The following is an 18,305-nucleotide window of genomic DNA, read 5'->3' as shown; positions in this document are numbered from 1 at the left end:
AACTGTTTCCTTGGTTACGCGTCGCAGGATTGGACAAAAGCCCCTTGAAGGGACTACGAACGAACGGTAGGTGCACCGATGTTATGATAAGAACGCGCGCGAAATACCACTTGGGCCAGATCGTCCGGCACAAAAAACATCCCTTCCGAGGGGTGATTTTTGACGTGGACCCCGAATTTGCCAATACCGAAGAATGGTACGAGGCTATTCCGGAAGACAGCCGCCCCGAGAAAGACCAGCCCTATTATCACCTGCTGGCCGAAAACGAACAAAGCTATTACGTGGCCTATGTGTCCGAGCAGAACCTCGTGGCCGATTACTCGGGCGAACCTGTGGACCATCCCGATATCCCCGACCTCTTCGGCCCGTTCACCGATGGGGCCTATCCGCTGCACTTCCAACTGAACTGAGGCAAAGCGTGGGTGACCCGCGCCCTGCCACCCTTTTTTAATAGCCCAGGGCACACCCATCCTTGCGCGCGTCGCTCGCCCCCTCCAGCAAACCGTTGTCATGCAGCTGGATCGCCTGCGCGCCGCCGATGGCTGTGGCCGGAATTTCGACCTTATGCCCCATCTCGGCCAGCTCGGCACGGACCGCATCGCTATAGCCGCGTTCGACCTTGAGGATGCCATTGTCGGAAAACGCGCGGGGGGCGTCGATGGCGGCCTGAGGGTCTAGCCCGAAATCCGTCAGGTTAGAGACAAACCGCGCGTGGCCATTAGGCTGGTAGGCCCCGCCCATCACGCCAAACGGCATGATCACCTTACCGTCGCGTTTGATCATCCCCGGAATGATCGTATGCATCGGCCGCTTGCCGCCCTTCAGCTCGTTCGCGTGCCCTTGGTCAAGGGTGAAACCCGCACCGCGGTTTTGCAGCAGGATACCGAATTTATCCGACGCGATGCCCGACCCGAAACCGTGGAAGATCGAATAGATCAACGACACGGACATCCCATCCTTGTCCACCACGGTGATATAGATCGTATCCTTATGCACCGCCTCTGACAGGGCGACGGGGTTGGGCATGGCTTTCTTCGGGTCGATCAACGCCGCCAGCTCTCGCGCCGTTTCGGGCGCAAGCATATGGGCCAGACGTGCGGTATGGTCCGGGTCCGCCAGAAAACGATTGCGTGCATCATACGCCAGCTTGGCGGTTTCCGCCTCGATATGCACACGCTCCGCGCCCCAAGGATCCATGGATGCAATGTCGAAATGCGACAGCATGTTCATCATCAACAGTGCCGTGGCCCCCTGTCCGTTCGGCGCATGTTCCAGCACCTCAACGCCCTGATAAGTGGAGGCAAGGGGCTCACCAGGGGTGCAAGCGGTGGCGGCGAAATCCTCTGCCGTGTGCTTGCCCCCCATCGCATTGAGAGAGGCGACGATATCTTCGGCCACCTCACCGGTATAGAAGGCATCGCGCCCGTCCTTGGCGATGCGACGCAGGACTTCGGCCTGACCGGGGGCGCGGAAGATGTCGCCGGTCGTTGGGGCCTTGCCGCCGGTCAGATAGAAATCGCGTGCGGCCCCCTGCAAGGTGCCCGCATCATTGCCCCAATCAAAGGCGACACGTGCCGCGACGGGTACGCCTTCTTCGGCATAGCGGATCGCAGGGGCAAGAATCGTGTCCAGACCCATGGTGCCGATGGTGTCGGACAGGTGGCAAAACGCGTCGATCGCGCCGGGAATGGTCACGGCATGGGCGCTGCGCAGCGGTACCGTCTTTTCACCAGCGTCGCGCAAATGGGCGGCATCCAACGCAGCAGGGGCGCGGCCCGATCCGTTCAGCGCGTGCACTTCGTCGCTGCCCGCTGGCGAGTACAGCACAAAGCAATCCCCGCCGATTCCGGTCATCTGCGGCTCGCAAATCCCCAGCAGCACGGCACCGGCAATCGCGGCATCCATCGCGTTGCCGCCCCGCTCAAGAATATCGACAGCGGTCTTTGCGGCCAAAGGATGGGACGTGGCACACATGCCATTGCTCGCCAGAACGGGGGATCGTCCGGGAAGGTGAAAGTCGCGCATGTCATTGGCCTCAGGTTGCTGTCATCGGCCTGAACGTAGCGCGGTGCAGGACGGGCGGGCAATCACTAAAGGGCAGTTGGGCACTTAAAGGGGAGCTGGGTACATAAAGGGGGATTGGGCACAGCAAATGTGCCTCGGCGTTGCGTACTGGGTGGGGGCTATTAAAACGCAACGCCGAGGGAAGCCATATGCAGCTACAGAACCGACGTTGCCCGCAAAGCTGGGCGGAATTATGAAACCTTTGAGGCGCTATTGCGAAGCGTTGCTTCAAGCTGCCCCAAGGGTGACCAACACTTAACCCCTGGCCGCAAAGGCCCCCCTAGTGGCGGCCCCCCGTACCCAGCTTATCCGGCGGCAAGCGGAATGCGCAGCGCCAGCAGGTTCATATCACCGGTGCGCGAATATTCCAGCTCGCAGCTCAGCAACCGGATCAGGCTCCAGCCGAATCCCCCTTCGGGCAGCTCGTCAGCAAGTTTAAGCACATCAAATGCTTCACCCGGGGGGAGGGTGAACCCCGGCATCGGTTTGCCCAGATCGGTGATGCGAAACCGCAAGTCATCAGGCGCATAGGCCCCGCGCACCCCGATTAACCCCGCTTGGGGCAATCCGGCATAGGCGTGCTCGACCACGTTATTCAACGTCTCGGCCAGCACCAGTTCCACAATCTCGAGGTTTTCTTGCGATAGCCCCCGATCGGCCAGTTCTGTGCGGATATGTCCAAGGGCCGCGCGTACCGCATCGGCAGAGGCTTCCAACGTCACCTCGAACCCATAGGGGGTATCCGGCTGACCGACTGTGCCTTCGTTCCGGTTCGGGGCGCTCATGCGGGCACCTGCGCGGCCAATGCGGCGTCCAATGTGGGGAAAAGGGGAAACACGCTGTCCATCCGCGTTAATCGGAATACCCGATCAACCGAGGGCGTCAGCCCCGCCAGCGTCAGGCTGCGGTCCGGCAACAGAAGTTTCAGCGTCGCTACCACCGCGCCAAGCCCACTGGAATCAATAAAGGTCACCTGCCCCAGATCCAGAATAACCACAGGTGGCCCCTCTTCGATCATATCCCGCATGGCTTCTTTAAAGGCGCGGGCAACGGCGGCATCAATACGGCCTTCCATCACGGATATGATTTGCAGCTGCCCTTCTGTTCTGGTCGAGAGTTTCATATGGTCATCTCCAAGGTGTGCCGGACGCCAGAAGACATAGCGCCGATACCTTACCAAAAGATGATCATTTCCCGGGGAGGGGACGAAATGGAAAAAGTCGTGATAGCAGGGGCTGCGCGGACGCCGATGGGCGGGTTTCAGGGAGCTTTTGCCGATCTGACCGCGGCCGATCTGGGGGGGCACGCGATCAAGGCGGCGCTGGACGGTGCCGGCACCGATACCGTGGACGAGGTGCTGATGGGCTGTGTGTTGCCCGCAGGGCAGGGCCAGGCTCCCGCGCGTCAGGCCGGCTTCAAGGCAGGTCTGGGCGAAGAGGTGCCGGCGACAACGCTGAACAAGATGTGCGGCTCGGGGATGAAGGCGGCGATGATCGCCTTCGACCAGATCGCCTTGGGTCAGACCGATACCATGATCGCCGGCGGGATGGAGAGCATGACAAACGCGCCCTATGTGCTGCCGAAAATGCGCGGCGGCGCGCGGTTGGGGCACGGTCAGGTGATCGATCACATGTTCCTCGACGGGTTGGAAGACGCCTATGACAAGGGTCGCCTGATGGGCACCTTTGCCGAAGACTGCGCCGAGACATTTCAATTCACCCGCGCCGTGCAGGATGACTATGCGCTGGCCTCCCTGTCCCGCGCGCTCGACGCGCAAAGCAGCGGCGCGTTCGATGACGAGATCGCAGCGGTTGATCTGAAATCGCGTAAAGGGTCGGTCACCATCTCGGCGGATGAACAGCCCGGCAACGCACGGCCCGAGAAGATCCCCGAACTCAAACCCGCCTTCCGCGAGGGCGGCACAGTCACGGCGGCGAATGCGTCTTCCATCTCGGACGGGGCGGCGGCATTGGTGCTGGCATCTGAAACCGCCGCCAAATCCCAAGGCTTGAATGTCCGTGCGCATATCCTCGGCCACGCCAGTCACGCGCAGGCACCGGGGCTTTTCACCACCGCGCCCGTACCGGCGGCGCAGAAACTGCTGGACCGGTTGGGCTGGCAGAAAGACGACGTTGATCTGTGGGAAGTGAACGAGGCCTTTGCCGTCGTGCCACTGGCCTTCATGCATGAAATGGGGCTGTCCCATGACATCGTGAACGTGAACGGCGGTGCCTGTGCGCTTGGCCACCCCATCGGGGCCTCTGGCGCACGTATTATCGTGACCCTGCTGAACGCACTGGAAAAGCGCGGGCTGAAACGGGGTATCGCGGCGATCTGCATTGGCGGCGGTGAAGGCACTGCAATTGCGATCGAACGCCCCTGATTTTCCAAATGGACTAAATCCTCGGGGGTCGGGGGGCAGACAGCCCCCCGGTCCGACAGCAACAAAAGGCACTTTTATGCGCGTTGACTATCCTACCCTCTCCAAAACCCTACACGCTTTGACCGACGGCGAAACCGACAGCGTCGCGCTAATGGCCACCGTCGCCTGCGAGGTGCACCACGCCGACGACCGCTTTGACTGGACGGGGTTCTACCGTGTGACCGCGCCAGAGCTGCTTAAGATCGGGCCCTATCAGGGCGGGCATGGCTGTCTGGTGATCCCCTTTGCGCGTGGGGTGTGCGGGGCCGCCGCGCGCACCGGCGAAGCGCAGCTGGTTGCGGATGTGGATGCCTTTCCGGGCCACATCGCTTGCGCGTCCTCCACGCGGTCTGAACTGGTCCTGCCTGTCTGGAACGGCGCCGGAGAGCTGCTGGGTGTCTTTGATATCGACAGTAACCAGCCCGCCGCGTTTGACCAGACCGACGCCGATGAACTCGCCGCGATTCTGAAATCTGTTTTCGCAAACGTCTAGGCCGGTGATCCTGCCCGTCGATCAAAGGAAATGTCATGAGCTTTGACGCTTGGCTCGTGTTTGCCCTGTTCTGGGTGGTGTTTGTCACCACGCCGGGGCCGAACGCGGTGAACTGTATCAGCAACGGGATGAACCTGGGCTTTGCGCGGGCGATGGTCGGGGTGCTGGCGATCCTGACGCAGGCCTCGCTGTTTCTGGCGCTGTCAGCGATTGGCGTGACGGCGCTGCTGACGGCCTCGGCCACGGGGTTCTTTGTGGCCAAGATGATCGGGGCAGGGTTTCTGATCTATCTGGGCGTGCGCGGGCTGGTCATGGCGGGCAAGCCTGTGGTGATGGAGGATCGTCCCGCCGCGTCGGTCTATTGGCGTGCCTTTGCGATTGCGACGATCAACCCGAAATCGGTCGCCGGGTATCTTGCGGCCTTCAGCCAGTTCGTGCAGCCGGATGTCCCGATCTGGGACCAGATGATCGTGATCGTGCCGACGGCGCTGACCCTGACCGCGGCCAGCTATACCGGGTTTACGGCGCTTGGGGCGGGGCTGGGGCGGGCGGCCTTGGGAGCGGTGTTCAACGTCTGGTTCCGCCGCGTGATGGCGGTCAGCTTTATCATCTACGGGGTGCTGTTGGGCAGCGCGCATACGCCGATGCCTAAGGGGTGATCACGGGCTGATCCCGCGCGCCTGTGGGGCAAGTGCCCTTGGGTCAGTCTTTCCCTCTGGCCCCTGCGGTCCTGCGGGCGTAAGCAGACCCCAAGGAGACACGATATGCGCAACCCAGATACCCTATCCAACACCCAGCCCGCCCCGCCCGAGGACACGCCCCAAGGGCTTGCCTTTGCGATCGGGGCCTATGGTCTTTGGGGGTTTCTGCCGCTGTACATGAAGGCCATCGCCCATATTCCCGCGGCAGAGATTGTCGTGCACCGGGTCATCTGGTCAGTGCCCGTGGGCGCATTGGTGCTGATCCTTCTGGGGCGCACCGCCACCCTGCGCGAGGCGTTCCGGTCGCCGCGCACCTTGGCGATGGGCTGTGTCACGGCGACGCTGATCTCGGTCAACTGGGGCATCTACATCTGGGCGGTGAACTCGGGTCATGCGCTGGACGCGGCCTTGGGCTATTACATCAACCCGTTGTTCAGCATCTTGCTGGGGGCGCTGCTACTGGGGGAACGTCTGTCGAGACTTCAGCTTGCGGCAATCGGGCTCGCAGCCGTCGCCGTCGCGATCCTGACGCTCGATTCCGGTCGCTTCCCTTGGGTCGCGCTGAGCCTGACATTCACGTTCGGGCTGTATGCGCTGGCGAAAAAGCGGCTGCCGATCGGGCCGAACCAAGGTTTCCTGCTTGAGGTCCTGATCCTGCTCGCTCCTGCGCTGGCTTATCTGGTTTACCTGATTATGACGGGGCAAAACCACTTTGGTCAAGGCGTGCCGTTTAATACGTGGATGCTGGTGGGCTGCGGCGTGGTCACGGCGGTGCCGCTGATCTTTTATGCCAACGGAGCCAAGCGGCTGCGGCTGTCGACCATCGGTATCTTGCAGTATATCGCGCCGACGATGATCTTCCTTTGCGCGGTGCTGGTCTTTGACGAACCCTTTGGGCGGGCGCGGATGATTGCCTTTCCGCTGATCTGGGGTGCGCTGGTGATCTATTCGATCTCGCTGTTCCGGCAGATGCGGCACAAACCGGCATAACAAGGGACCGAGGGGCGCAGACATGTCGCGCCCCTCGATCATTATATCATTCGCTCAGGACAGCGCGTCCTTGAAAGCGAGGAAGCTGGGGTCTTTCATCACCCGTGCGTTCATCGCCTCACGTAGCGCACCGATGGATTTATAGGGGCGCATCACCACCTCGAATTTGGCGATCAGACCGTCGTCACCCAGGGTGATCAGATCGACGCCAACGGCATCCAGATCCCCGATCTTGCACTGGAACTCCAGCGCCCAATCTGTCCCTTCCCCCATGATCCGGCGGTATTTGAAATCGCTAAAGACATTGCCGACGTGCCCCAGGACCGCTGCCACAGGGGCGCGGCCGGTCCAGGTCTTGTAATATGTCGGCGGCATGAAGGTGACGTCTTCCGCCAGCAGCGGGGCGATCTTTTCCGAATCCCCCTTGGCGACAACATCAATCATCTTGGTAATAGTAGGATGCATTCCGGGTCCTTTGGTACAGATTGGCTTGAAAACCTACCCTAACTCTGAGACGGACACTTATGGAAACAGAATATAATCCGCCCCAAGATCCGCTGGTTGTCCTGCATGAAGACGCCGAAGTGTTGCTGGTCGACAAGCCCGCGGGCTTGCTGTCGGTGCCGGGCAAGGGGCCACATCTGGCCGATTGTCTCATCGCGCGGGTGCAGGATGCATTCCCGGACGCGCTGCTGGTGCATCGTCTGGATCGGGACACCTCGGGCGTGATGATCTTTGCGCTGACGCCCCATGCGCAGCGCCATCTGGGATTGCAGTTTGAAAAGCGGATGACGCGCAAGACCTATGTCGCGCGGGTCTGGGGGGTACCGCAGGAAAAGACCGGCACCATTGATCTGCCGCTGATCGTGGATTGGCCGAACCGCCCGCGCCAGATGGTCTGCCATGAAACGGGTAAACCCGCACAAACCGACTGGCGTGTGCTGAAAGACGAAGGCGACACCGCGCGGGTGCGCCTTAGCCCCAAGACAGGGCGCAGCCATCAGCTGCGGGTGCATATGCTGAGCCTCGGCCATCCGATTCTGGGCGATCCGTTTTACGCTACGGGGCCCGCGTTGGCGTATCCGCGCCTGATGCTCCATTCAGAGGAGCTGCGGTTCAACCATCCTCAGGGCGGACATTCGACCAAGATTCGCGCCAAGGCACCGTTCTAAAGGCCATAGGGCGCAGACGAAAAAGGCCACCCCGAAGGGTGGCCTTGGTGTTTGTGGGGGATGCCGAAGGACAGCTTATTCAGCGGCCCAACCCGAGACGGCTTTGATCTCGGTAAAGTCCTCGATCCCGTACATGCCACCCTCGCGGCCATTGCCCGATTGCTTCATGCCGCCAAAGGGCGACCCTGCGGCGCGGCTTTGGCCGTTCATCTCGACCATGCCCGACCGCAGTTGACGCGCCAGACGGTTGCGACGCTCGCCATCTTGCGACTGGACATAGTTGGTCAGGCCGTAAACCGTGTCATTGGCGATCTGGACCGCTTGCTCTTCGCTGTCGAACTTCATGATCGACAGAACCGGCCCAAAGATTTCCTCGCGGGCGATGGTCATGTCGGGGGTCACGTCTGCAAAGACAGTGGGTTTGACAAAGAACCCGCGGTTCAAGCCGTCGGGACGTCCGGTGCCGCCCGCAACCAAACGCGCGCCTTCGTCGATGCCCTTCTGGATCAGGTCCTGAATCTTGTTGAACTGCGATTCATTGACCACGGGGCCGATATGACGCCCATCTTCGGAGGCAGGACCAACGGTAACCTGCGACGCCACAGCGCCTGCTTCTTCGACGGCTTTGTCATAGACATCCGACTGCACCAGCATACGGCTGGGGGCGTTACACGACTGACCGGTGTTGTTCATCATGTGCAGCACGCCGCGTTTGACAGCCTTGTCATCGGCATCGTTGAAAATGATGTTCGCGCCTTTGCCACCCAGTTCAAGGTGGACCTTTTTCAGCGTATCCGCCGCCGCTTTCGAGATCAGCGTGCCCGCGCGGGTGGAGCCGGTGAAGCTGATCATGTCGATGTCTTTATGCGACGACATCTGGCTGCCGACACCGACGCCATCGCCGTTCACAAGGTTGAATACCCCTTTGGGGAAGCCTGCCTCGTCAATCAACTCGGCAAAGATCATCGCGTCCAGCGGGCTTTCCTCGGACGGTTTCAGCACCATCGTGCAGCCCGATACAATCGCCGCGCCGACCTTGAGCGTGATCTGGTTCATCGGCCAGTTCCACGGCGTGATCAGACCGGCAACGCCCACGGCTTCGCGGATGATCCGGTCATTCGGGGCGTGATCGCCAAGCGGCTGTTCGAATTTGAACTCTTTCGCGGCCTTGATGAAGTTGCTCAGGTGATAAGAGCCGGCACCAACCTGCGATGTACGGGCCAGATCCATCGGCGCACCCATGGCCGTGCTCATCGCTTTGGCCAGATCCTCGGCGCGGGCCTGATAGACCTCTAGCAGCTTTTCCAGCAGAGCGATGCGTTCCGCCGGAGGCGTCGCCATCCAGCCGGGCAGGGCGGCCTTGGCGGCGGCAACCGCGGCATCGGTATCCGCCTGATCCCCAAGCGAGATGACCGCGCAGGGCTCCTCTGTGGTGGGGTCGATCACGTGATAGTCATTCGGCTTGGCGGGGGATACCCATTCGCCGTTGATGTAAAACTCGCGCTTCTCCAGCATGGGAAAACTCCTTTTGTCATGCGGTGCCGGGGACGTTTCCCCCAGCCTGTTGCGCGTACCATGTCACCACATCTGGGGACCCGCAAGTGAGGGGGTGAAACCGGCAGCGCAACGTCTTACATAAGTGGAGAACGACAAACCGAAACCATGAAGCCGGAGAATATTATGTCCTTGCGCATCAACGATACCATCCCCGATCTGACTGTCGAAACCGATCAGGGCACGATCAGCCTGCACGACTGGGTGGGCGACAGCTGGGCGATCCTTTTTTCGCACCCAAAGGATTTCACGCCGGTCTGCACCACCGAATTCGGGGCGGTCGCACAGCTTGCTGACGAATGGGAAAAGCGCGGCACCAAGGTGATGGGTATTTCCGTGGACGGTGTTGAAGAGCACAAGAAATGGAAAGGCGATATCGAGACCTTCGCCGGTGCCAAAGCGGGCTTTCCGATCATCGCGGATAACGACCTGACCGTTGCCAAAGCCTTCGACATGCTGCCCGCCGACGCTTATCTTCCCGATGGCCGCACCCCCAACGACAGCGCCACAGTCCGCGCCGTGTTCATCATCGGGCCGGACAAGCAGCTGAAGCTGTCGATGACCTACCCGATGACCGTGGGCCGCAACTTTGCCGAGGTTCTGCGCGCGCTGGACGGCTTGCAAACCTCGACCGGCAAGGGCGTGGCGACACCGGCGAACTGGAATGTCGGCGACGACGTAATCATCCCCGCAACCCTGTCGGATGACGATGCCAAAGCGAAGTTCGGCGACTTCAACAAGATCCTGCCCTACCTGCGCACCACCAAAGCGCCCAGCTAAGCGCGGGATCTCAGGCTTTCTGAGGTCGCAATTTAACCTGCGTGCGATACCACGCCCGCTTTAATTCCCGCATCAGCTTGCCGCTGGTGCGGGTTTTTTGCTGGATGGTTGACCCGCCGATCTGGTTGGCGATTTCGCTTAGCCCATTGGGAAGCAGGGCGTGGAGCTTTTGCCCTGTCACCCAATGCATCTGCAGCCATGTATCGACAGGGCGGTCAATCTGGGTCGATCCGTCAAGCAAGCGCTGCGCGGCGTCGCGCCCCACCACCTGACAGCAACACTGCAAGCCGATCCGCTTGGGCAGGATCAACGCCATATCGCCGTCGCGCGCCACGACATCTGCGGGCAGCTCTCGCATCTTGGGCGGCAGGCGCAGGTACATATCGGGCGTCATATTCTGGTGGATAAGTTGCAACGCGCGGTCCAACTCTGGCCGCGACACGGCGAGGTCATCCTCGACAATCATCGCGTAATCCCAGCCCTGATCGACGATCATCTGCCAGCATTTGCGATGGCTTTGAAAGACGCCGATCTCGGCCGGTGTCAGGGCGAAGGGATAGGACGGGCTGTGCAGGTTGCCAGAGTGGGTGCGCACATCTGCGACCTGCGTAGGGTCGCGGCCATTCACCGCTTCGACGACCTGCGCATCGGGCAGATCCTGCAGCAACCGCGCGACATTGGCGTGCCGCGCGGTGCTGGTGGACATATGGATGATCAATGATTTCATACGGTTTGATACCGCGCTTGGTGACGTTCTCAAACCGTTTAAAATCATTGCTCGGCGTTAAAGGTGAACAGCTTTTCGCCGTTGATCGTATAGCTGTCGATCAGGTCTTTGGCGCGGTCGCCGACCAGCCAGTCTTCCAACTGGGCCGCGGCATCTTTGTTCACATGCGCATGCTTCTCGGGGTTCACCGGAATATAGGCATATTGGTTGAACAGCACCGGATCGCCTGCAAAGAGGATTGCCAGATCGGCCTTGTTGTCAAAGTTCAGCCAGCTTGCACGGTCGGACATGATATAGGCCCCCATCCCTGCAGCGGTGTTGAGGCTCGCGCCCATGCCCGCGCCGACAGCTTTGTACCATTCACCGAATGTCGCGGGGTCCAGATCAGCACCGGCCCAAAGCGAGAGTTCTTTTTTGTGGGTGCCGCTGTCGTCGCCACGGCTCACGAAAGGCGCCTCGGCCGCTTCGATCTTGGCAAGCGCGTCTTTGGCTGCCTCTGCCTCTGCGATTGCGGCGGGGTCGTCATTTGGGCCGATCAGGACGAAATCATTATACATGATCTCGCGGCGGTGGGTGCCATAGCCGTCGGCGACAAAGGCCTCCTCGGCTTTCTTGGAGTGCACCAGAATGGCATCGACGTCGCCCGCTTCGCCCAAGCGCAAGGCTTGACCGGTGCCGACGATCAGCAGTTGTACGTCAAGGTCCAGATCTTCTTTGATGGCGGGCAGCAGGACGTCGGACAGACCAGAGTTGTTGAAGGACGTGGTGACAGCCATTTTCATGGTGTCCGCCTGCGCAGCCGTGGTGCCAAGTGCGAGAACAAGAGCGGTAATCAAGGATTTCATATCAAAATATCTCCATTCAGGAACGATTTGAATTCCGGGGTCTGCGGGGCGTCAAACGCATCGGGCGCCGGGCCAGCCTCGTGAATACGACCTTTAAACAGAAACAATATTTCAGTTGCAAGGCGCCGCGCCTGACCCAGATCATGGGTCGCCATCACGATGCGCGTCCCTGACTGATGGGCAGACTGCAACAGCGCCTCTATATCCTTGACGGAGCGGCCATCCAGATTGGCGCAGGGCTCATCCAGCAGCAGCATCTCGGGGGTGCGGATCAAGGCGCGGGCGAGGGCGAGCTTTTGTTTCTCGCCACCGGACAACCCCGTCGCAGGGCGATCCAGCGCGGGCGTCAGGCCGATGCGAGCCGCCCATGCCTCTACCGCTTTGTTCACCTGCGCCTTGGGCTGGCCAAGTATCGCGAGAGGATAGCCCAGATTGGCGCGCACCGACCGGCGCAGCATCACTGGGCTTTGGAAAACATAGGCCTGCCGCATCCGCGCAAGGTCATTCGGAACGGCCCATGTGACCGCGCCTGTAGACAGCCGTTCAAGCCCGTGCAGCGCCTTGAGGAATGTCGTCTTGCCGGCACCATTGGGCCCCAGCAGGATCGTGAATCCGGTTTTGCCAAGGGTCAGGTCCACGGGGCCCAGCAATCGCTTGCAGCGGCGGGTGACGCTGACGTCGCGCATATGGGCGGGCAGCAGGGGGGTCACCATCTGCCCTCTCTTTCTGTGCGCGACAGGGCGTGGATGATCAGGTTCACACTCAGCGCAAGTGCGATCAGCACAAAGCCCAGACCAAGCGCCAGTGCGAAATCACCCTTGCCGGTTTCCAGCGCGATGGCGGTGGTCAGCACGCGGGTGGCGTGGTCGATGTTGCCGCCCACGATCATGATCGCGCCGACCTCGCCTATGGCGCGGCCAAAGCCTGCCAGCGCCGCCGTCAGCAAGGCCCGCCGCCCGTCCGAGATCAGCGTCAGGATGCGCCGCGTCGGGGTGGTGTTCAGCGAGATCAGCAGATCGTGGTATTCAGCCCAAAGATCACGCATCGCCTGATGGGTGATAGAGGCGATGAGCGGCGTGATAATGATCACCTGCGCAATGATCATCGCCGTCGGCGTGAACAGCAGCCCCAGCACCCCGAAGGGACCGGCGCGCGACAGCAGCAGATAGACGATCAACCCCACCACGACGGGCGGCAATCCCATGAGGGAGTTCAGCACCGCAATCGCGGTACGGCGGAAGCGGAAACGGCGGATGGCGAGCCATGTGCCGAAGGGCAGCGCGATGGCCGAGGCAATGACCAGCGCCGTCAGGCTGACCTGCAACGACCTGAGCGTAATCTCGATCAGGTCGGGATCGCCGGTGACAACCAGCCAGAACGCAGAAGAAAGGCCCGCCCAGATATCATTCATCGGGCGGGCCGTCGGAGTTTGCTATGCATAGGATGCGGTCTTAGTCGCCCAGCCGGACATTGCGATCAGACGAGGTCTGCTCGGCCGCGGAGAACCCTGCGTTGTCCAACGCAAAGTTCATGCCCGCAGCAAGGATGACCAAGGCGACGATGGCAGTGATAAAAGCTTTCATTCCGTACCTCGTTGATGCGCATTGGCACGCTGGGTGGGGGGCGTTGGGTGCATCATATCACTCTGCCGGCTGCGTGCCAGAGGCAGGTTTACCCTGCTTCGCGACAACTTCGTCGGCCCAGATGCTGTGGTGCTCGCGCGCCCATTCAAGATCGACATCGCCCGACCCCATCGCCTCGAACGCGCCTTCCATGCCGAGTGTCCCGATATAGATATGCGCGATGATCACAGCCATCAGCACAAAGCTGATAACGGCATGCCACAGCTGGGCGTATTGCATTTCCTCTTGCGGGGTCAGCGTGGCGTCTATTGTGCCAAGCCCCAACAGTTGCGGCACGCCCATGTCATTCAACAGCGCCAGCGTAGGTTCGAACATCGTCAATTCGAACGGGAAGAGCAGCGAAATACCCGAGACAGAGATCGAGGTGCCCAGAATGATGACGGCCCAGAAGATCAGCTTTTGACCGGCGTTGAACTTCTTGGCGGGGGGGTGACCCTTGCCGAAGATCCCGCCGCCCTTGAGGATCCAGTTGATGTCGGTACGGTCCGGCAGGTTGTGGACGATCCACATGACGAACACCATCACTAGCCCCAGCATAAAGGCCCATGACACGTTGTTGTGGATCCACTTGCTCGCGATGGCGAAGGTCGAAAACGCCTCGTGCCCGAACAGCGGGATCAGCAGTTTACGCCCCGCAAGCGATAGCAGACCGGTGATGGCCAGCAGGATGAAAGAGCTTGCGATCAGCCAGTGGCCGAAGCGTTCGATGAATTTGAACCGTTCGATAGTGATACCCGCGCGCCCGTGTTCGATACGGATACGTCCGCGGATCAGATAGAAAATCGCCATCAGCACGACGGTGACTCCCAACAGCAGGCTGCCATAGGTCAGCAGCGGGCCGTGACGGAAGTTCAGCCACCACATGCCACCGTCCTGCATCAGGACCTTGGCCGCAGGTCCGCGGTTGCTGGCGCGCGCGTCGGGCAGGGCGTCCGCCCGGATCTCGCGCCACAGGTCCGCGTCGGATGCGCTACCAAGCGGTCCAAGGTGAGATTCGGCCGGGGGCGGGTTGCCCTCAAGCGGTAAGGGAAGCTCGGCCCCAAAGGGCACGTCCTCGCCGCGTTGGCGGGCCATGATGTCTTCAAGCGACTGTTGGCCCGGTTGCAGGACCGAGGCATCGCCCGAGGTGTCCTGCGCGGCGGAAAGACCGGCAAAGGACACAAGAAATATGAGAGGCAGCAGAACGCGCAGCAATGTCATCGGGACCTCCGACAGGATAAAGATAGTTGGCCCGCCAGCAGCAGGTGCCAGCGGGCCAAGGAAAGCATGAATATGCGAAAGGGGGATTAGCCGCCCTTTTGCTCGTATGCCGTGCCCCAGCCCCAGGCGCCCGAGCCAAAGCCGCGCGCGACAACGCGTTCGCGGTAGATGCCCGAGACGACATCGCCGTCACCGGCCAGCAGCGCTTTGGTCGAACACATCTCGGCGCAGATCGGCAGCTTGCCTTCGGCGATCCGGTTGCGGCCGTACTTCTGGAATTCCGCTTCGGAGTGGTTTTCCTCGGGGCCACCGGCGCAGAAGGTACATTTGTCCATCTTGCCGCGCGACCCGAAGTTGCCCGCCTGTGGATACTGCGGCGCGCCGAAGGGGCAGGCGTAGAAGCAGTAACCGCAGCCGATGCACAGGTCTTTTGAGTGCAGAACGATGCCGTCGTCGGTCTGGTAGAAGCAGTCTACAGGGCAGACCGCCATACAGGGCGCATCGGAACAATGCATACACGCAACCGAGATCGACCGCTCGCCGGGTTGGCCGTCCTGAATGGTGACGACCTTACGGCGGTTGATGCCCCACGGTACTTCGTGTTCGTTCTTACAGGCCGTGACGCAGGCGTTGCATTCGATGCAGCGTTCGGCGTCGCAGAGAAACTTTGCTCTTGCCATCTTAATAGTCTCCTTACGCTGTCCAGATTTTGCAGAGAGTTGCTTTGGTCTCTTGCATCTGAGTTACTGAGTCATAGCCATATGTTTGCGCGGTGTTGGTGGATTCACCCAGGACGTAAGGGTCGGCCCCCTCTGGGTATCTGTCCCGCAAATCAACGCCTTCCATGTGGCCGCCAAAGTGGAATGGCATGAACGCCACGCCGCTTTCGACACGTTCCGTGACCATCGCCATCACCTTGACCTTGCCGCCTTCGGGGCCTTCGACCCAGACATCGGCCCCGTCACGCACACCCAGATTGTTAGCGTCGCGGGTGTTGATCTCGATGAACATGTCCTGCTGAAGCTCGGCCAACCAGGGGTTGGATCGGGTTTCGTCGCCGCCCCCTTCGTATTCGACGAGACGACCAGAGGTCAGCACGATCGGATAGTCCTTAGAGAAATCATTCTCCTGGATGGACTTATACATGGTGGGCAGGCGCCAGAACTTCTTGTCGTCATAGGTCGGGTAGTCGGCGACCAGATCACGACGGTTGGTGTACAGCGGTTCGCGGTGGATTGGCACCGGATCGGGGAAGGTCCAGACCACGGCACGGGCCTTGGCGTTGCCGAAGGGGGCGCAGCCATGCTTGATCGCGACACGCTGGATGCCGCCCGACAGGTCGGTTTTCCAGTTCACGCCACCGGTGTCGGCGATATAGTCCGACGGGGTCTCGCCGGTCTGGGATGTTTCACCGACTTCCTCGTCCGGCTTTGCATTCGCCGGTTGGCCTTCGGGATAGCCCGCAACATAGTTGATCACGGCCATCTCTTCGTCGGTCAGATCTTTGTCCCAGCCCAGTTCACGCAGCATGGCCATAGTGAACTCAGGGTAGCCGTCCTTGATCTCGGAACCAGCGCTGTAGACGCCTTCGGCCAGCAGGTTGTCACCGTCACGTTCCACACCGAAACGGGCGCGGAAGGTCAGACCGCCTTCGGCAACGGGCAGCGACATATCGTACAGGTTCGCTGTGCCGGGGTGGTTCATCTCGGGGGTGCCCCATGCGGGCCAAGGCATACCGTAAAAGTCCCCGTCGGCCGGTCCGCCTTTGGCGCGCAGCGTGGTGCGGTCAAACGTGTGCTGGTTGGCCATGTGCATCTTCATGCGCTCGGGGCTTTGTGCGGTGTAACCGATGGTCCACATGCCGCGGTTGAATTCGCGGGTCAGGTCCTCGATGTTGGGTTCGTCTCCGTCCAGCGCGATGTTCTTGAACAGACGGTCGCTGAAACCGAACTTGTCCGCGAACAGCTTGATGATCGTGTGGTCGGGCTTGGATTCGAACAGGGGCTCGACAACCTGATCACGCCACTGCAGCGACCGGTTGGACGCGGTGACAGAGCCGCGGGTTTCGAACTGGGTCGTTGCGGGCAACAGATACAGCCCGTCTTGGCGGTCCTGCATCACGGCGGACACCGTTGGATATGGATCGACAACGACCATCAGGTCGAGTTTCTCCATTGCGGTGACCATTTCCTTTTGACGGGTCTGCGAGTTGGGCGCGTGGCCCCACAGAACCATCGCGCGGGTGTTGTCCGGCTGGTCGATGTTTTCCTTGTCTTCCAGCACGCCGTCAATCCAGCGGCTCACGGGGATACCGGTCAGGTTCATCATCGAGGTGTCGTTGAACGACGCCTTGGAGAAGCGGGATTGCAACCATTCAAGGTCTTCTTCCCAAACCCGCGCCCAGTGGGCCCATGCCCCTGCGGACAGACCATAGTAGCCCGGCAGCGTATCGGCCAGAACGCCCAGATCGGTGGCACCCTGCACGTTGTCGTGGCCGCGGAAGATGTTTGTGCCGCCGCCTGCGGTGCCCATGTTGCCAAGAGCCAGCTGCAGGATGCAGTACGCGCGGGTGTTGTTGTTGCCGTTGCTGTGCTGCGTGCCGCCCATGCACCAGATCACGGTGCCGGGACGGTTGTTGGCCAAGGTGCGCGCAACGCGTTCAAGTTGCGACGCAGGCGCGCCGGTAACGCGTTCGACTTCTTCGGGTGTCCACTTCGCGACTTCGTCACGGATCTGGTCCATGCCCCAAACGCGGGTGCGGATGAATTCCTTGTCTTCCCATCCGTTCTCGAAAATGTGCCAGAGGATACCCCAGACCAGCGCCACGTCCGAACCGGGACGGAAGCGGACATATTCATCCGCGTGGGCCGCCGTACGGGTAAAGCGCGGATCGCACACGATCATCGGCGCGTTGTTCTGCTCTTTCGCTTTGAGCAGGTGCAGCAGCGACACGGGGTGCGCCTCGGCAGGGTTGCCGCCGATGACAAAGATCGCCTGGCTGTTGTGGATGTCGTTGTAGCTGTTGGTCATGGCGCCGTAGCCCCATGTGTTCGCAACGCCCGCAACGGTGGTGGAGTGACAGATACGCGCCTGGTGGTCGACGTTATTGGTGCCCCAATAGGCCGCGAACTTGCGGAACAGATACGCCTGTTCGTTGTTATGCTTGGCCGAGCCGAGCCAGTAGACGGAATCGGGACCGCTTTCTTCGCGGATCACGTTCATCTTGTCGCCGATCTCGTTGATCGCCTGTTCCCAGCTGATCCGAACCCACTGGCCACCCTCTTTTTTCATCGGGTATTTCAAGCGGCGTTCACCGTGGGCGTGTTCGCGTACCGACGCCCCTTTGGCGCAATGCGAGCCAAGGTTGAACGGGCTGTCCCAACCGGGTTCCTGACCCGTCCAGACGCCGTTCGACACTTCGGCGATGACGGTACAGCCAACCGAACAGTGGGTGCAGACAGATTTGATCGTCTCTACCGCGCCGCTGACGGCGGTGGCAGCCGACGCTTGTGTGACAGAGCCCGCGGTCGATGCGATCGCCGCCAGGCCGCCGATGGCCAGACCGGACCCGCGCAGGAATGCGCGACGGTCAACGGATTTTTCCGCGATGTCGGATAGCATGCCCGCCCGCTGGGGCCGCCGTGCCATCCCGTTGGTCTTTTTCCGAAGCATAATAGTCTCCCTTGATGCCCGCGTGCTCTGACCGCGTGGGTC

Annotated in this window: 20 protein-coding genes; 7 read left to right on the top strand and 13 right to left on the bottom strand. The window is 61.0% G+C overall.

Annotated features, from left to right (window positions below; genetic code table 11):
- Nucleotides 1–83 precede the first annotated feature (83 nt).
- Nucleotides 84–410, top strand: coding sequence for a heat shock protein HspQ (gene hspQ / locus ABM428_RS00630; RefSeq protein WP_005850331.1), 327 nt, complete (start codon nucleotides 84–86; stop codon nucleotides 408–410).
- A gap of 37 nt (nucleotides 411–447) precedes the next feature.
- Here hspQ and ABM428_RS00625 read toward each other — a convergent pair whose 3' ends face one another.
- The 3 genes from ABM428_RS00625 to ABM428_RS00615 all read right to left on the bottom strand — a co-directional run bounded on the left by ABM428_RS00625 (nucleotide 448) and on the right by ABM428_RS00615 (nucleotide 3,187).
- Nucleotides 448–2,025: a gamma-glutamyltransferase family protein gene (locus tag ABM428_RS00625; RefSeq protein ID WP_132997858.1), complete on the bottom strand. Its 1,578-nt coding sequence runs from the start codon at nucleotides 2,023–2,025 to the stop codon at nucleotides 448–450.
- Nucleotides 2,026–2,369: 344 nt separating this feature from the next.
- On the bottom strand, nucleotides 2,370–2,849 hold the full coding sequence (locus tag ABM428_RS00620; RefSeq protein ID WP_064216077.1) for an ATP-binding protein: 480 nt from the start codon (nucleotides 2,847–2,849) through the stop codon (nucleotides 2,370–2,372).
- A complete protein-coding gene (locus ABM428_RS00615) occupies nucleotides 2,846–3,187 on the bottom strand; it encodes an STAS domain-containing protein (protein ID WP_132997859.1) in 342 nt (113 codons plus the stop codon). The genes ABM428_RS00620 and ABM428_RS00615 overlap by 4 nt, the downstream gene beginning before the upstream one ends.
- Before the next feature lie 87 nt (nucleotides 3,188–3,274).
- Between ABM428_RS00615 and ABM428_RS00610 the strand changes: the two genes are divergently transcribed.
- The 4 genes from ABM428_RS00610 (at nucleotide 3,275) to rarD (ending at nucleotide 6,670) form a co-directional block, all read left to right on the top strand.
- The gene (locus ABM428_RS00610; RefSeq protein WP_132997860.1) at nucleotides 3,275–4,447 is read left to right on the top strand and encodes an acetyl-CoA C-acyltransferase; all 1,173 of its coding nucleotides are present in this window, start codon (nucleotides 3,275–3,277) and stop codon (nucleotides 4,445–4,447) included.
- 76 nt (nucleotides 4,448–4,523) lie between these two features.
- Nucleotides 4,524–4,979 (top strand): GAF domain-containing protein, encoded by a 456-nt coding sequence (locus tag ABM428_RS00605; protein ID WP_132997861.1) that lies wholly within the window; start codon nucleotides 4,524–4,526, stop codon nucleotides 4,977–4,979.
- 35 nt (nucleotides 4,980–5,014) lie between these two features.
- Nucleotides 5,015–5,638 (top strand): LysE family translocator, encoded by a 624-nt coding sequence (locus tag ABM428_RS00600; RefSeq protein ID WP_009825491.1) that lies wholly within the window; start codon nucleotides 5,015–5,017, stop codon nucleotides 5,636–5,638.
- A gap of 105 nt (nucleotides 5,639–5,743) precedes the next feature.
- Complete coding sequence (gene rarD, locus ABM428_RS00595) at nucleotides 5,744–6,670, top strand: EamA family transporter RarD (protein WP_037942744.1); 927 nt, start codon at nucleotides 5,744–5,746, stop codon at nucleotides 6,668–6,670.
- Between the two features lie 54 nt (nucleotides 6,671–6,724).
- Here rarD and ABM428_RS00590 read toward each other — a convergent pair whose 3' ends face one another.
- Nucleotides 6,725–7,135, bottom strand: a complete 411-nt coding sequence (locus ABM428_RS00590) for a nuclear transport factor 2 family protein (RefSeq protein ID WP_037942746.1) — start codon at nucleotides 7,133–7,135, stop codon at nucleotides 6,725–6,727.
- A gap of 59 nt (nucleotides 7,136–7,194) precedes the next feature.
- On the opposite strand from ABM428_RS00590, the gene ABM428_RS00585 reads away from it, so the two are divergent.
- On the top strand, nucleotides 7,195–7,842 hold the full coding sequence (locus ABM428_RS00585; RefSeq protein ID WP_005850315.1) for an RluA family pseudouridine synthase: 648 nt from the start codon (nucleotides 7,195–7,197) through the stop codon (nucleotides 7,840–7,842).
- Between the two features lie 75 nt (nucleotides 7,843–7,917).
- Here the strand turns inward: ABM428_RS00585 and ABM428_RS00580 are convergent, their stop codons facing one another.
- On the bottom strand, nucleotides 7,918–9,357 hold the full coding sequence (locus ABM428_RS00580; protein ID WP_005850313.1) for an aldehyde dehydrogenase family protein: 1,440 nt from the start codon (nucleotides 9,355–9,357) through the stop codon (nucleotides 7,918–7,920).
- A 165-nt stretch (nucleotides 9,358–9,522) separates the two neighbouring features.
- Between ABM428_RS00580 and ABM428_RS00575 the strand changes: the two genes are divergently transcribed.
- Entirely contained in the window at nucleotides 9,523–10,176 is a 654-nt protein-coding gene (locus ABM428_RS00575) for a peroxiredoxin (RefSeq protein ID WP_037965330.1), read from the top strand.
- Between the two features lie 10 nt (nucleotides 10,177–10,186).
- On the opposite strand, the gene ABM428_RS00570 is transcribed toward ABM428_RS00575, so the two are convergent.
- From ABM428_RS00570 to ABM428_RS00535, 8 genes are all read right to left on the bottom strand, one after another.
- A complete protein-coding gene (locus ABM428_RS00570; RefSeq protein WP_037965328.1) occupies nucleotides 10,187–10,903 on the bottom strand; it encodes a glycosyltransferase family 25 protein in 717 nt (238 codons plus the stop codon).
- Between the two features lie 44 nt (nucleotides 10,904–10,947).
- A complete protein-coding gene (locus tag ABM428_RS00565) occupies nucleotides 10,948–11,748 on the bottom strand; it encodes a substrate-binding domain-containing protein (RefSeq protein WP_132997862.1) in 801 nt (266 codons plus the stop codon).
- A complete protein-coding gene (locus ABM428_RS00560) occupies nucleotides 11,745–12,461 on the bottom strand; it encodes an ATP-binding cassette domain-containing protein (RefSeq protein ID WP_353628056.1) in 717 nt (238 codons plus the stop codon). Before ABM428_RS00560 ends, ABM428_RS00565 begins: the two co-directional genes overlap by 4 nt.
- Nucleotides 12,455–13,159 carry an ABC transporter permease gene (locus tag ABM428_RS00555; protein ID WP_005850303.1) on the bottom strand — a complete coding sequence of 235 codons (705 nt, stop codon included), beginning with the start codon at nucleotides 13,157–13,159 and terminating at the stop codon, nucleotides 12,455–12,457. The genes ABM428_RS00560 and ABM428_RS00555 overlap by 7 nt, the downstream gene beginning before the upstream one ends.
- A gap of 40 nt (nucleotides 13,160–13,199) precedes the next feature.
- Nucleotides 13,200–13,331, bottom strand: a complete 132-nt coding sequence (locus ABM428_RS00550) for a hypothetical protein (RefSeq protein WP_005850301.1) — start codon at nucleotides 13,329–13,331, stop codon at nucleotides 13,200–13,202.
- Nucleotides 13,332–13,388: 57 nt separating this feature from the next.
- Nucleotides 13,389–14,591: a formate dehydrogenase subunit gamma gene (locus tag ABM428_RS00545; RefSeq protein ID WP_009825484.1), complete on the bottom strand. Its 1,203-nt coding sequence runs from the start codon at nucleotides 14,589–14,591 to the stop codon at nucleotides 13,389–13,391.
- A gap of 86 nt (nucleotides 14,592–14,677) precedes the next feature.
- Nucleotides 14,678–15,271 carry a formate dehydrogenase FDH3 subunit beta gene (gene fdh3B, locus ABM428_RS00540; RefSeq protein WP_005850298.1) on the bottom strand — a complete coding sequence of 198 codons (594 nt, stop codon included), beginning with the start codon at nucleotides 15,269–15,271 and terminating at the stop codon, nucleotides 14,678–14,680.
- Nucleotides 15,272–15,284: 13 nt separating this feature from the next.
- Nucleotides 15,285–18,263, bottom strand: coding sequence for a formate dehydrogenase subunit alpha (locus tag ABM428_RS00535; protein ID WP_132997864.1), 2,979 nt, complete (start codon nucleotides 18,261–18,263; stop codon nucleotides 15,285–15,287).
- Nucleotides 18,264–18,305: the final 42 nt, after the last annotated feature.

Origin of the sequence: Sulfitobacter sp. TCYB15 (assembly GCF_040435955.1) — a bacterium.
Lineage (GTDB): Bacteria > Pseudomonadota > Alphaproteobacteria > Rhodobacterales > Rhodobacteraceae > Sulfitobacter > Sulfitobacter pontiacus.
This window is presented reverse-complemented; position numbering and strand designations above follow the sequence as displayed.